At 55.2% G+C, this 13,535-nt stretch carries 11 protein-coding genes and 1 other RNA gene; 9 read left to right on the forward strand and 3 right to left on the reverse strand.

From position 1 onward, the window contains the following. Positions 1 to 60: 60 nt before the first annotated feature. Both rpiA and serA read left to right on the forward strand, forming a co-directional pair. Entirely contained in the window at positions 61 to 717 is a 657-nt protein-coding gene (rpiA, locus tag JOE25_RS23565; RefSeq protein WP_209639560.1) for a ribose-5-phosphate isomerase RpiA, read from the forward strand. A gap of 325 nt (positions 718 to 1,042) precedes the next feature. Further along, positions 1,043 to 2,281: a phosphoglycerate dehydrogenase gene (gene serA / locus JOE25_RS23570; RefSeq protein WP_209639563.1), complete on the forward strand. Its 1,239-nt coding sequence runs from the start codon at positions 1,043 to 1,045 to the stop codon at positions 2,279 to 2,281. Positions 2,282 to 2,325: 44 nt separating this feature from the next. On the opposite strand, the gene JOE25_RS23575 is transcribed toward serA, so the two are convergent. The 3 genes from JOE25_RS23575 to zapA all read right to left on the reverse strand — a co-directional run bounded on the left by JOE25_RS23575 (position 2,326) and on the right by zapA (position 3,515). Next, positions 2,326 to 2,934 carry a 5-formyltetrahydrofolate cyclo-ligase gene (locus JOE25_RS23575; protein WP_209639568.1) on the reverse strand — a complete coding sequence of 203 codons (609 nt, stop codon included), beginning with the start codon at positions 2,932 to 2,934 and terminating at the stop codon, positions 2,326 to 2,328. A 27-nt stretch (positions 2,935 to 2,961) separates the two neighbouring features. Then, positions 2,962 to 3,144: non-coding RNA, 6S RNA (gene ssrS / locus JOE25_RS23580), on the reverse strand. Positions 3,145 to 3,185: 41 nt separating this feature from the next. Next, positions 3,186 to 3,515: a cell division protein ZapA gene (gene zapA, locus JOE25_RS23585; RefSeq protein WP_012146623.1), complete on the reverse strand. Its 330-nt coding sequence runs from the start codon at positions 3,513 to 3,515 to the stop codon at positions 3,186 to 3,188. Between the two features lie 321 nt (positions 3,516 to 3,836). Here zapA and JOE25_RS23590 point away from each other — a divergent pair, with 321 nt between their 5' ends. The 7 genes from JOE25_RS23590 (at position 3,837) to gcvP (ending at position 13,531) form a co-directional block, all read left to right on the forward strand. Further along, positions 3,837 to 4,415: a YecA family protein gene (locus JOE25_RS23590; RefSeq protein WP_209639571.1), complete on the forward strand. Its 579-nt coding sequence runs from the start codon at positions 3,837 to 3,839 to the stop codon at positions 4,413 to 4,415. A gap of 62 nt (positions 4,416 to 4,477) precedes the next feature. Further along, entirely contained in the window at positions 4,478 to 5,791 is a 1,314-nt protein-coding gene (gene pepP, locus JOE25_RS23595) for a Xaa-Pro aminopeptidase (protein WP_209639574.1), read from the forward strand. 4 nt (positions 5,792 to 5,795) lie between these two features. Beyond that, positions 5,796 to 6,974, forward strand: a complete 1,179-nt coding sequence (ubiH, locus tag JOE25_RS23600; RefSeq protein WP_209639576.1) for a 2-octaprenyl-6-methoxyphenyl hydroxylase — start codon at positions 5,796 to 5,798, stop codon at positions 6,972 to 6,974. A gap of 86 nt (positions 6,975 to 7,060) precedes the next feature. Next, positions 7,061 to 8,263 (forward strand): FAD-dependent 2-octaprenylphenol hydroxylase, encoded by a 1,203-nt coding sequence (gene ubiI / locus JOE25_RS23605; RefSeq protein ID WP_209639579.1) that lies wholly within the window; start codon positions 7,061 to 7,063, stop codon positions 8,261 to 8,263. Positions 8,264 to 8,845: 582 nt separating this feature from the next. Next, complete coding sequence (gene gcvT, locus JOE25_RS23610) at positions 8,846 to 9,943, forward strand: glycine cleavage system aminomethyltransferase GcvT (RefSeq protein WP_209639582.1); 1,098 nt, start codon at positions 8,846 to 8,848, stop codon at positions 9,941 to 9,943. A 98-nt stretch (positions 9,944 to 10,041) separates the two neighbouring features. After that, positions 10,042 to 10,428: a glycine cleavage system protein GcvH gene (gene gcvH / locus JOE25_RS23615; protein WP_209639586.1), complete on the forward strand. Its 387-nt coding sequence runs from the start codon at positions 10,042 to 10,044 to the stop codon at positions 10,426 to 10,428. A 223-nt stretch (positions 10,429 to 10,651) separates the two neighbouring features. Next, complete coding sequence (gene gcvP, locus JOE25_RS23620) at positions 10,652 to 13,531, forward strand: aminomethyl-transferring glycine dehydrogenase (RefSeq protein ID WP_209639589.1); 2,880 nt, start codon at positions 10,652 to 10,654, stop codon at positions 13,529 to 13,531. Positions 13,532 to 13,535 lie beyond the last annotated feature (4 nt).

Here is a 13,535-nt window from a genome sequence, read left to right on the forward strand (position 1 = left end):
AAAAATAGCGATTTACCCTATAATACGCACACGTTTTCGTACAGAGGCAAGGGACATATTATGACGCAGGATGAACTGAAAAAAGCGGTTGGCTGGGCAGCGCTGGATTACGTTACCCCAGGCACCATCGTCGGTGTTGGCACGGGCTCGACCGCCGCCCATTTTATTGATGCACTCGGCTCGATCAAGCACCAAATCGAAGGGGCGGTGTCCAGCTCTGACGCTTCCACGGCCAAGCTGAAAAGCCTCGGCATCCACGTGTTCGACAGCAATGAAGTGGATTCGCTGGATATCTATGTCGATGGGGCCGATGAAATCAACCGCCAGATGCAGATGATCAAAGGCGGCGGCGCTGCGCTGACGCGTGAAAAAATCATTGCCGCCATTGCGCGTAAGTTTATCTGTATCGTCGACTCGACCAAGCAGGTCGACGTACTGGGTAAATTCCCGTTGCCCGTGGAAGTGATCCCGATGGCGCGTTCCTACGTCGCACGTGAGCTGGTGAAACTGGGCGGTCTGCCAGAGTATCGCCAGAATGTACTGACCGATAACGGCAACGTGATCCTCGATGTACATAACCTGAACATCGTCGATGCCATTGCGTTGGAAAATAAAATTAACGGTATTGCCGGCGTTGTCACCGTCGGTCTGTTCGCCAACCGTGGTGCCGATGTGGCGCTGGTTGGGACACCTGAGGGTGTGAAAGTCATCAAATAAAGAATCTCTCCGCAGGGGCGCAGCAGGCAGTGCCCCTGTGGTATAGGATCTTGGATCCCACCAGACCGAATAATTCACTGGCTAAAATATCTTTTATTAAAAGCGCCAAATTTGGTGACATATGTCACATTATGAGCGTTAGCTCCACGAAGCTCCTGTCTAATTCTTTCCCTATGGCATTTTCTACCAGAAACCGCAGACAACCCTGAGCCTTGTACTGACGGGCGGGCAATCGTTTGTATTGCCGCCTGCGTTATTTTTGTTATGTTGGATGGGTGCTGTTTGACAACAGCCGCTTCTGAAGTCTGAACATAGGGTCGGGTAAATGGCAAAAGTATCATTGGAGAAAGACAGGATTAAATTCCTGTTGGTGGAAGGGGTTCATCAGAGCACGGTAGATAATCTGCTGGCAGCCGGATATACCAACATTGAATATCACAAAGGTGCGTTAGACACCGAATCGCTTAAGGCATCCATTCGCGATGCTCACTTCGTCGGCATCCGATCGCGTACGCATCTGACCGAAGAGGTTTTCGCTGCCGCAGAAAAGCTGGTGGCGGTGGGGTGTTTCTGTATCGGTACTAACCAGGTTGATCTGAAAGCGGCGACCAAACGCGGCGTTCCGGTGTTTAACGCACCTTTCTCTAATACCCGATCCGTGGCCGAAATGGTGCTGGGCGAACTGCTGCTGATGCTGCGCGGTATTCCGTCCGCTAACGCCAAAGCGCACCGGGGTGAATGGCAAAAACTGGCCGTTGGCTCGTTTGAAGCGCGTGGCAAGAAGCTGGGGATTATTGGCTACGGGCATATCGGTACCCAGTTGGGCATCCTGGCCGAAGGCCTGGGCATGAAAGTGTTCTTTTACGATATTGAGAACAAGCTGCCATTAGGTAATGCACAGCAGGTTCGCCACCTGTCCGATTTGCTCAACATGAGCGACGTAGTGACGCTGCACGTGCCGGAAACTCCGTCGACCAAGAACATGATGGGTGCAGAAGAACTGGCGCTGATGAAGCCAGGTTCTATTCTGATCAACGCCTCACGCGGCACTGTGGTTGATATCCCTGCGCTGTGTAACGTACTGGCCAGCAAACACTTAGCCGGCGCGGCGATTGACGTGTTCCCGGAAGAGCCAGCTACCAACAGCGAGCCGTTTAACTCACCGCTGTGCGAGTTCGATAATGTGATCCTGACCCCGCACATTGGCGGTTCGACTCAGGAAGCGCAGGAAAATATCGGTGATGAAGTCGCGGGCAAACTGGCGAAATACTCCGACAACGGTTCGACGCTGTCTGCGGTCAACTTCCCTGAAGTGTCGTTGCCTGCACACAGTGCTAACGTAAGCCGTCTGCTGCATATTCATGAAAACCGCCCTGGCATACTGACGCAAATTAACCAGATTTTCGCGGAAGAAGGGGTGAACATTGCTGCGCAGTACCTGCAAACTGGCCCGGAAATCGGCTACGTGGTCATCGACATTGACGCGGAAACCGAACGTGCCGACGCTGCACTGCAACGTATGAAGGCAATTGCCGGCACCATCCGTTCTCGCTTGCTGCTCTGATTGAAAACGTTGTAACCCAAAGGCCGGATTTATCCGGCCTTTTGCTATTGCGCTATCTGCCAAGCCCAATTCTGCGACGGGGTCACGATTTCCGGCAGCGGGATATCCCAATGTTCCACCGGTATCTGTTCCACTTGTTGGCAGTCATGGGCTAACCCGATGGGGTAAGGGCCAGTTTGCTGCCAGTTTTGCAAGGTGCGATCGTAGAAGCCGCCGCCCATCCCTAACCGCTGGCCTGTGCTGTCAAATGCCACCAATGGCGTTAGCACCACGTCTAACGAATTTAAAGGCAGCACGTGGCGCACGTCGAGTTGTGGCTCACGGATATTGAAGCGGTTGCTAGCCAGCGGCGTTTCCGGGGTATAGCGCAGGAACAGCAGATTGCCGGGACTGAACGGATGCAGCACGGGCAGATAAACCCGCTTGCCTGACTGCCATAACCGTTCAATCAGCGGGCGCGTATCCAGCTCACCATCAAAGGATAAAAATACCGCGACGCTTTGCGCTGCCAGAATACGCGGATGTGCCGCAATGCGTTCGGCTGTTTGCTGGGCAAAGTTGTGTTGTTGTTCTGGTGTTAAAGCACGTCGACGTTGGCGGATTTGCTGTCGGATATTTTGCCGCTGTTGGGCATATTGGGCTTGAAAGGACATAGTCAGCACACTTACCGCTGAGGAAGGGGAATCTCCGAGATGCCGTCGCAGGCTGTAACCCTTGAACCCATGGTTCAAGGTGAACGTGCTGTCGCAATCTTAAGGCTTCTCGGCGGGCCGAGCATGCACACCGATCGCGGATCATCACATTCTGTTGGTACTAAATATCGGCTCAGGGGACTGGCCCGCTGGCGAACATCTCAGAGAAATTTTTTACTCGTTGCCGAAACCTTGGATCTCAGCAACTTAAGTTATTCGAATTGTGCATCCTGACGTTCAGAGATGCGACCTTGTTCAAGCAACGCTTGTTCAATGGTCTGTTGCAGCATACGAATGCGTTGTTCCATATTGGACGCATAATCACGGGTTTTCAACCGTTCTTGAGCAAGTTCGTGACAAACGTTCAATGCTGCGATGAAAACGAGCTGCTCAGTATTTGTGACTCTAGTGCGAACTTTAAGATCTTGCAACCGTTCGTTAAGATCGACCGCAGCCATGTTCAACGCATCTTGTTGTTCTGGCGGGCAATTGACTCTTAAAGAGCGACCAAAAATTTGAATATCTACTGGTTGTGCAGACATGCCACCTTCCTGCCTAAATTTCGCGCCAGCCCCAGCCTACCCTTACCGGGCCAACCAAAGCGGGCGCCACTATATATACCTCGGTACCAAGATACAACCCCTTTTTCAGTACCTGGTTGTAATCTACTGCGACAGACATTACCAGTCAAAAAAGGGTTTCAAAATGCGTATTTAGCGTCATTTTGATCCTTGCCGGCAGTGTGTGAGATCTGACACATCACGATTATAACTAGCCACTGAGGTGTCGCGCTTATCTGGTACAGCGACGGACCTTGGTGGTAGCATAACACGAACTTATCCTGCCAACGATGACGAATGCGCATGTCTATACAGAATACATTTCCAAGTTACCAATCTTTGACCGTTGCTCTTAACCAGCAAGCGGTGGCATTAACCGCAGCAGAAATGCACGGCCTGCTCAGCGGCCTGTTGTGCGGTGGCAGCCAAGACGCTGGCTGGCAATCTCTGGTCTATGATCTGACGAATGAAGGCGTGGCCTTCCCGCAGGCACTGAGCTTGCCGTTGCAGCAACTTTATGAAATTACGCGTGAAACCTTAGAAGACGACGATTTCATGTTCCAACTGATGATGCCGGAAGGCGAAACGGTCAGCGTGTTCGACCGCGCGGATGCATTGGCCGGTTGGGTGAATCATTTCCTGCTTGGGCTCGGCATGATGCAGCCGAAATTGGCCCAGGTGAAAGACGAAGTGGGTGAGGCGATCGACGATCTGCGCAATATCGCCCAGCTCGGTTATGACGAAGACGAAGATCAGGAAGAGCTTGAGCACTCTCTGGAAGAAGTGGTGGAGTACGTTCGTGTTGCCGCCATTTTATGCCATACCGAATTTACCCGCCGCAAACCAACGGCACCGGAAAATGCCAAGCCGACCTTGCACTAAACATCCGAATTCACGTCCTTAAATGGCCGTGAGCACAGGCAGATTGATTTCAGGAGAAGGTGATGACTCAGCAGGAATTCAACAGCCGCCGTCAGGCGCTGTTGGCGAAAATGGCTCCGGCCAGCGCGGCAATTATTTTCTCTGCGCCGGAAGCAACGCGCAGTGCAGACACAGAATACCCTTACCGTCAGAACAGCGATTTCTGGTATCTGACTGGTTTCAACGAGCCGGAAGCGGTGTTGATTCTAGTGAAGAGCGACGAGACGCATAACCACAGCGTACTGTTTAACCGAGTGCGTGATCTGACGGCGGAAATCTGGTTTGGCCGCCGCCTGGGACAAGATGCCGCCCCGGCGAAGCTGGGCGTAGATCGTGCGCTGTCGTTCGATGAAATCAACGAGCAATTACCCCTGCTGCTCAATGGACTGGACGTGGTTTACCACGCGCAGGGCCAATATGCCTATGCCGATCAGATCCTGTTCACTGCGCTGGACACGCTGCGTAAGGGATTCCGCCAAAACCTGCAGGCACCCGCGACCCTGACTGACTGGCGTCCATGGGTGCATGAAATGCGCCTGTTCAAATCGTCTGAAGAGATGGCGATAATGCGCCGGGCTGGCGAAATCAGTGCATTGGCCCATACCCGCGCGATGCAGAAATGCCGCCCCGGGATGTTCGAGTATCAGCTTGAGGCGGAAATTCATCACGAATTTACCCGCTTCGGTGCCCGTTACCCGTCTTATAACACCATCGTCGGCGGGGGTGAAAACGCCTGCATCCTGCACTACACCGAGAACGAAAGTGAATTGCGTGATGGGGACCTGGTACTGGTCGATGCGGGCTGTGAATATAAAGGCTATGCGGGCGACATTACCCGTACCTTCCCGGTCAACGGCAAATTCAGCCGGCCACAACGTGCGGTGTATGACATCGTGCTGGCGTCGCTGACGCGAGCCCTGGCGTTGTTCAAACCGGGCACCAGCATCCGTGAGGTCAATGATGAGGTCGTGCGCATCATGATCACCGGGCTGGTTGAGCTGGGGATCTTGAAAGGCGACGTCGAGCAGCTGATCGCCGAACAGGCGCATCGTCAGTTCTACATGCATGGGCTTGGCCACTGGTTGGGGCTGGATGTGCACGACGTCGGGCATTACGGTACGCCAAACCGCGACCGTACGCTTGAACCGGGCATGGTGTTTACCGTCGAGCCTGGGCTGTATATCGCACCGGATGCTGACGTGCCGGAAGAATACCGTGGTCTGGGCATTCGCATCGAAGACGACATTTTGATCACCGCTAACGGCAATGAGAACTTGACCGCCAGCGTAGTGAAAGACGCCGACGCCATTGAAGCCCTGATGGCGGCGGCAAGGTAATCGCATGAGCGTAATTATCGTTGGTGGCGGCATGGCGGGCGCGACCCTGGCGCTGGCTATCTCGTCGCTTACTCAGGGACGATTGGCGGTTGATTTGGTCGAAGCGACCCGGCCGGACGATCGCAGCCACCCGGGGTTCGACGCCCGCGCTATTGCTTTGGCGCAGGGCACCTGCCAGCAGTTGACGCGCATTGGTGTTTGGCCGGCGCTGCGTGACTGTGCGACAGCCATCACCCAGGTGCACGTTAGCGATCGCGGCCACGCCGGGTTCGTTAATTTATATGCGCAAGATTACCAGGTTGATGCACTGGGGCAGGTGATCGAGCTGCACGACGCAGGCCAACGGCTATTTGCGCTGCTGGCCAAGGCGCCGGGCGTCACGCTGCACTGCCCAGCCAAAGTGGTTGATGTGGTGCGCACGGCAGAGCAGACAGAAGTGCTGCTGGATAACGGTCAGCGTATCAGCGGGAAACTGCTGGTAGCGGCGGACGGTTCGCGTTCGGCACTGGCGCAGGCCTGTAATCTGCAATGGCAGCAGCGTGAATACCCGCAGTTTGCCACCATTGCCAACGTCACGACCGCAGAAGATCCACAGGGGCGTGCCTTTGAACGTTTCACCCGCCATGGGCCATTGGCGCTGTTGCCCATGTCCCAGGGGCGCAGCTCACTGGTGTGGTGTCACGCGCGTGAGGATCGCCAACAGGTCGATGCCTGGGACGATGCGCGTTTTATCAGTGAATTACAGCAGGCGTTTGGCTGGCGGTTGGGGCGTATTCTTCGCGCTGGCAAACGTCACAGCTATCCGCTCAGCCTGCTGACGGCCAATCAGCATGTCAGCCATCGTCTGGCGCTGGTGGGCAATGCCGCACAGACGTTGCATCCGATCGCCGGTCAGGGGTTCAATCTTGGCCTGCGTGACGTGATGTCTCTGGCGGAAACGCTGGCAGAAGCGCAGCATGCAGGGGAAGATCCCGGCGGTTATGCGTTGTTGAGCCGTTATCAACAACGGCGACAGCAAGATCAGCAGGCGACCATTGGCGTGACCGACGGTTTGATCCGGTTGTTTGCCAACCGTTACGCTCCCTTGGTCGTGGGGCGCAATCTGGGCCTGATGGCAATGGCCCAGCTACCGGCTGTGCGAGATGCCTTTGCCAAGCGAACGTTGGGCTGGGTAGATCGTTAAGCGGTGTCTAAGTAAGGGCGTAGCGTGCTGCGCCCAAATCGCTGTGCAATGGCTGCATAGCGAGTCATTTAAGGAAATTAAGCAGCATGCAATCATTTGACGTGGTTATCGCCGGTGGCGGTATGGTGGGGTTGGCAATGGCCTGCGGTTTGCAGGGCAGTGGCCTGCGCGTTGCCGTGCTGGAGCACCAGCAGCCAGATATGACGCCGCTGCAGCCACAGCCAGCGCTGCGTGTATCCGCTATCAACGCTGCGAGCGAGCGTCTGCTGCAACACATTGGCGTGTGGGACGAGATCCTCAACCTGCGTGCCAGCGCCTATAACGCGATGGAAGTGTGGGATCGCGACAGTTTCGGCAAGATTGCCTTCCGTGGCGATGAGTGTGGCTTTAGCCATCTCGGTCATATCATTGAAAACACAGTGATCCAACAAGCCTTGTGGAAGCGGGCGGAAAGCTTGAGTGATGTTACGCTGATTACCCCAGCCAAGCTCAAGCAAGTCGCCTGGGGCGAAAACGACGCTTTTATCACGCTGGAGGATGGCCGCATGCTGACCGCCCGGCTGGTGATTGGCGCCGACGGAGCCCATTCCTGGCTGCGCCAGCATGCCGATATTCCTTTGACCTTCTGGGACTACCGTCATTATGCGCTGGTCGCCACCATCCGTACCGAGGAGCCACATTTGGCGACGGCGCGGCAGGTGTTTCATGGCGATGGCATCCTGGCGTTTCTGCCGTTCAACGATCCGCATTTAAGCTCGATCGTTTGGTCGGTGTCGCCGGAAGAGGCTGAACGCCTGAAAAAATTGGAACCGGAGCAGTTCGACCGTGAGCTGGCGATGGCGTTTGATTTGTGTCTCGGTACCTGTACCCTGGAAAGCGAACGTCAGACCTTCCCGTTGACCGGGCGTTACGCGCGCAGCTTTGCTGCACACCGTTTGGCGTTGGTGGGGGATGCGGCACACACTGTGCATCCGTTGGCGGGTCAAGGGGTCAACCTGGGCTTTATGGATGCAGCGGAGCTGATTGCCGAACTGCGCCGTTTGCAACGTCAGGGCAAAGACATTGGTCAGCATCTGTATCTGCGTCGCTATGAGCGCCGCCGTAAGCACGGCGCGGCGGTCATGCTGGCCAGCATGCAGGGGTTCCGCGAGCTGTTCGATGGCAACCACCCCGCGAAGAAACTGCTGCGTGATGTTGGGCTACGGCTCGCCGACAGCCTGCCGGGCGTGAAGCCCAAGCTGGTACGTCAGGCGATGGGCCTGAACGATCTGCCGGAATGGTTGGCCTGACCGCATTCTGAGAGAGGTCACCAGGCCTCTCTGCCTCATTTTCCCGCATTAACGTCGTTCTCGAAGGCATAACCCTGCGCCTTTTACCCATCGCTTTTTCTTATATCACTCTTCATTTGAAATAATCTAATTTCATGCCAATTTTAGCATTAGTTTTTCTAATTCAATGTTCGGTTATCAAAAGTCGAAATTCCGCATCCGACCGTGGGTTTGTTATATAACTTTGGATTTTTGGTGCTTTAATTGTTGGTTTTGTGCCTTAAAGCGCATTTTTCCAGTCAAAAACTCTGCACACTAGCCCGGTATTTTACTGCCCTTGAACGACGCCAAACCTATTTTATCTTATGGTTAATGGGGGCGTTCGGTGCTAACGTCAGGGCAAAGGTATCGTTTGCGTCACGGCGGTTAGCCGTCTTTGGGCGCTATCATCGTAATGTTAAATACCCTAAATAATTCGAGTTGTATCGCGGCGGCAACCGATCGAGCACGATGAGCTTGCATGAGTAGGTGATTCGGGTAAGAAGAGCAGCCAACAGCGCGGCGGTTTGAATTATTGCGGGGATTTGTGGAGTGAGGGAAAAGATGGCAAAGCAAACCCCATTGTACGACCAGCACGTGGCGTGCGGTGCGCGTATGGTAGATTTTCATGGCTGGATGATGCCACTGCATTACGGTTCCCAGATCGATGAGCACCACGCCGTGCGTCAGGATGCCGGTATGTTTGACGTCTCCCATATGACCATTGTAGATCTGCGCGGTGCCCGTACCCGCGAGTTCCTGCGTTACCTGCTGGCAAACGATGTTGCCAAGCTCACCCAACCGGGTAAAGCGCTGTACACCGGCATGTTGAATGCGTCCGGCGGCGTGATCGACGACCTGATCGTTTACTTCCTTACTGAAGATTATTTCCGCCTGGTGGTGAACTCCGCCACGCGCGACAAAGACCTGGCCTGGATCGAAGAGCATGCCGCTCCGTACGGCGTAGCCCTGACGGTGCGTGACGATTTGGCGCTGGTTGCGGTGCAAGGCCCACAGGCCAAAGAGCGTGCCGGCACCTTATTTACCCCAGAACAAAAAAACGCCGTTGAAGGCATGAAGCCGTTCTTCGGCGTACAGGCCGGGGATCTGTTTATCGCGACCACCGGTTATACCGGCGAAGCGGGTTATGAAATTGCGCTGCCAAAAGAGCAGGTTGTGGACTTCTGGCAGAAACTGCTGGCGGCTGGCGTTAAGCCGGCGGGCCTGGGCGCACGCGACACGCTGCGTCTGGAAGCCGGCATGAATCTGTACGGGCAAGAGATGGACGAAGGCATTTCGCCATTGGCCGCCAACATGGGCTGGACCATTGCCTGGCAGCCGGAAGATCGTCAGTTCATCGGCCGCGACGCGCTGGAAAAACAGCGTGAATTGGGCACCGAGCAACTGGTCGGCTTGATCATGACGGAAAAAGGCGTATTACGTAATGAGCTGCCGGTGCGTTTCACCGATGCGGCAGGCCAGACGCACGAAGGGGTGATCACCAGTGGCTCATTCTCGCCGACCCTGGGCTTCAGTATTGCCCTGGCCCGCGTCCCTGCTGGCATCGGCGAACAGGCCATCGTACAGATCCGCAACCGCGAAATGCCGGTTAAGGTCACCAAACCTGGGTTTGTGCGTGCCGGTAAGCCCCTGACTCATTAATTTTTTATTGGTTATTCCCCATGGATTTTGCGCTGCGGCCAACAACGCTGCGGTGTGAAAGACGCAGGGAAATTATTTCTTCGAAGGAGTAGCTGGCTATGAGCAATGTGCCAACAGAATTGAAATATGCGTCCTCACACGAGTGGGTTCGTTCAGAAGGTAACGGCGTTTACACCGTAGGTATCACCGAACACGCGCAGGAACTGCTGGGCGATATGGTGTTTGTTGATTTGCCAGAAGTGGGCCGTGTTGTGGCCGCCGGCGAAGATTGCGCTGTGGCTGAATCTGTCAAAGCGGCCTCGGACATTTATTCGCCAATCAGCGGTGAAATCGTTGCGGTAAACGTTGAACTGGAAGGTTCCCCGGAGCTGGTGAACAGCGAGCCTTACGGTGAAGGTTTCCTGTTCCAGATTAAAGCGTCAGACGAAAGTGAACTGGCTAACCTGCTTGATGCCGGTGCTTACCAGGCCTCTATCGACGAGTAATCGGCATACTCTTCGTCTTTCAAGCCGCAGCGTTGTTATCTGCACATGCTTACCCCAGTAGCTGACTAAAGTAAGCCACTGGGGATAAGCAAACTGGTCGCCTCGCGGCAACTTGAAATCCATTGAGTATGTAACGCCTTGACCTAGGGTCTTAATAGGAAGGCGTTTTAGTTATAGAACAGGCTATATCCCGTACCACGCCAGAATTCAGGAATTTGTAGCAATGACTCAGACACTCAGCCAACTTGAACACAGCGAAGCGTTCATCGAACGCCATATCGGCTCTTCTGCAGAACAACAGCAGCAGTTGCTGGAAGCGGTGGGCGCACGCTCGCTCAACGCGCTGATCCAACAGATTGTGCCGGCAGACATTCAACTGCCTGCGCCGCCGCCGGTGGGCGATGCGGCTACTGAACATCAGGCGTTGGCAGAACTGAAGGCGATTGCCTCTCAGAATCAGCGCTACAAATCCTATATCGGTATGGGTTACAGCGCGGTGCTGACGCCACCGGTGATCCTGCGTAACATGCTGGAAAACCCAGGCTGGTACACCGCTTATACCCCTTATCAGCCGGAAGTGTCACAGGGCCGTCTTGAGGCGCTGTTGAACTTCCAAACCGTGACCCTTGATCTGACCGGTCTGGACCTGGCATCCGCTTCATTGCTGGACGAAGCCACCGCCGCTGCCGAAGCGATGGCGTTGGCCAAGCGCGCCAGCAAGCTGAAAGACGCTAACCGTTTCTTCGTCGCTGATGACGTACATCCTCAGACGCTGGACGTTGTACGCACCCGTGCTGAAACCTTTGGCTTTGAAGTTATCGTCGATAAAGCTGAAAAAGTACTGGAGTTGCAGGGTGTGTTTGGCGTACTGCTGCAACAGGTTGGCACCACCGGTGAACTGCACGATTACAGCGCACTGCTGGCCGAGCTGAAAAACCGTAAGATTGTCACCAGCGTGGCCGCTGACATTATGGCGTTGGTGTTGCTGACTGCACCGGGCAAGCAGGGCGCAGACGTGGTATTCGGTTCCGCGCAGCGCTTTGGTGTCCCTATGGGCTACGGTGGGCCACATGCTGCTTTCTTCTCTTGTCGGGATGAGTTCAAACGCTCGATGCCGGGCCGTATCATTGGGGTTTCACGCGATGCTGCCGGTAATACAGCGCTGCGTATGGCGATGCAAACCCGTGAGCAACACATTCGTCGCGAGAAAGCCAACTCGAATATCTGTACATCGCAGGTTCTGCTGGCCAACATCGCCAGCCTGTATGCGGTGTACCACGGCCCACAGGGCCTGCAGCGTATCGCCGGGCGCATTCATCGCCTGACCGACATTTTGGCTGCTGGGCTGCAAAAGGCCGGCCTGCAACTGCGTCACAAAACCTGGTTCGACACCCTGACCGTGGAAGTGAAAGACAAGGCTGCGGTCCTGGAGCGCGCGTTGAGCTTCGGTATCAACTTACGCACCGATATTCACGGCGCAGTAGGTATCACACTGGATGAAGCCACCTCACGTGAAGACGTGCAGACCCTGTTCGCCTTGCTGGCCGGCGACAACCACGGCCTGGACATTGACGCGCTGGATGCGGCAGTGAGCAAAAGCAGCCAGTCGATCCCGGCCGGTATGCTGCGTCAGGAGCCAATCCTGACCCACCCTGTCTTCAACCGCTACCACAGCGAAACCGAGATGATGCGTTATATGCATCGTCTGGAACGTAAAGACTTGGCGCTCAATCAGGCGATGATCCCACTGGGTTCATGCACCATGAAACTGAACGCCGCTGCGGAAATGATTCCGATTACCTGGCCTGAATTCTCCGAACTGCACCCGTTCTGCCCACCAGAGCAGGCGGCAGGTTATCAGCAGATGATCGGCCAACTGTCACAATGGTTGGTGCAATTAACCGGTTACGATGCGGTCTGCATGCAACCGAACTCAGGTGCACAGGGTGAATACGCCGGTCTGCTGGCAATCCGCCGTTACCATGAAAGCCGTAACGAAGCGGGCCGTCATATCTGCCTGATCCCAAGCTCTGCCCACGGTACCAACCCGGCTTCTGCTCAAATGGCTGGCATGAGTGTGGTCGTGGTGGCTTGCGACAAGAATGGCAACATTGATCTGCACGATCTGCGCATCAAGGCAGAACAAGCAGGTGAAGAGCTGTCTTGTATCATGGTGACGTACCCGTCGACCCACGGCGTGTATGAAGAAACCATCCGTGAGGTGTGCCAGATCGTCCATCAGTTCGGCGGCCAGGTTTACCTTGACGGTGCCAACATGAATGCCCAGGTGGGTATCACCACCCCAGGGTATATCGGTGCGGATGTTTCACACCTTAACCTGCATAAAACCTTCTGTATTCCGCACGGCGGCGGCGGCCCAGGCATGGGACCAATTGGCGTGAAAGCACACCTGGCACCTTTTGTACCGGGCCACAGCGTGGTGCAAATTGACGGTGTGACAACCCAACAGGGCGCAGTTTCTGCAGCACCGTTCGGCAGCGCCTCGATTCTGCCAATCAGTTGGATGTATATCCGTATGATGGGCGCGGAAGGGTTGAAGCAAGCGAGCCAGGTCGCGATTCTGAATGCCAACTATATAGCGACTCGCCTGAAAGAGGCTTATCCAGTGCTGTATACCGGCCGTGATCACCGCGTGGCACATGAATGTATTCTCGACATTCGCCCTCTGAAGGAAGAGACCGGCATCAGCGAAATGGATATTGCCAAACGTCTGATTGACTACGGTTTCCATGCACCGACCATGTCGTTCCCGGTGGCGGGTACGTTGATGGTTGAGCCAACCGAATCAGAAAGCAAAGTGGAGCTGGATCGCTTTATCGACGCGATGCTGGCTATCCGTAGCGAGATTGATCGGGTAGCCAAAGGTGAATGGCCACTGGAAGACAACCCGCTGGTGAACGCGCCACACATTCAGGCTGAGCTGGTCAGCGATTGGCAGCATGCCTACAGCCGTGAACTGGCCGTGTTCCCTATCGCGGGTGTGCGTGAGAACAAATACTGGCCGAGCGTGAAGCGTCTGGATGACGTGTACGGCGACCGTAACCTGTTCTGTTCTTGCGTACCGATGAGCGAATACGAATAACACG

Origin of the sequence: Serratia sp. PL17 (assembly GCF_017832355.1) — a bacterium.
Taxonomy (GTDB): domain Bacteria; phylum Pseudomonadota; class Gammaproteobacteria; order Enterobacterales; family Enterobacteriaceae; genus Serratia.

Bases quoted from the DNA above. Each gene is read 5' to 3' on its own strand.
- rpiA (WP_209639560.1), top strand. From the start codon at position 61: ATGACGCAGGATGAACTGAAAAAAGCGGTTGGCTGGGCAGCGCTGGAT.
- serA (WP_209639563.1), top strand. From the start codon at position 1,043: ATGGCAAAAGTATCATTGGAGAAAGACAGGATTAAATTCCTGTTGGTG.
- JOE25_RS23575 (WP_209639568.1), bottom strand. From the start codon at position 2,934: ATGTCCTTTCAAGCCCAATATGCCCAACAGCGGCAAAATATCCGACAG.
- zapA (WP_012146623.1), bottom strand. From the start codon at position 3,515: ATGTCTGCACAACCAGTAGATATTCAAATTTTTGGTCGCTCTTTAAGA.
- JOE25_RS23590 (WP_209639571.1), top strand. From the start codon at position 3,837: ATGTCTATACAGAATACATTTCCAAGTTACCAATCTTTGACCGTTGCT.
- pepP (WP_209639574.1), top strand. From the start codon at position 4,478: ATGACTCAGCAGGAATTCAACAGCCGCCGTCAGGCGCTGTTGGCGAAA.
- ubiH (WP_209639576.1), top strand. From the start codon at position 5,796: ATGAGCGTAATTATCGTTGGTGGCGGCATGGCGGGCGCGACCCTGGCG.
- ubiI (WP_209639579.1), top strand. From the start codon at position 7,061: ATGCAATCATTTGACGTGGTTATCGCCGGTGGCGGTATGGTGGGGTTG.
- gcvT (WP_209639582.1), top strand. From the start codon at position 8,846: ATGGCAAAGCAAACCCCATTGTACGACCAGCACGTGGCGTGCGGTGCG.
- gcvH (WP_209639586.1), top strand. From the start codon at position 10,042: ATGAGCAATGTGCCAACAGAATTGAAATATGCGTCCTCACACGAGTGG.
- gcvP (WP_209639589.1), top strand. From the start codon at position 10,652: ATGACTCAGACACTCAGCCAACTTGAACACAGCGAAGCGTTCATCGAA.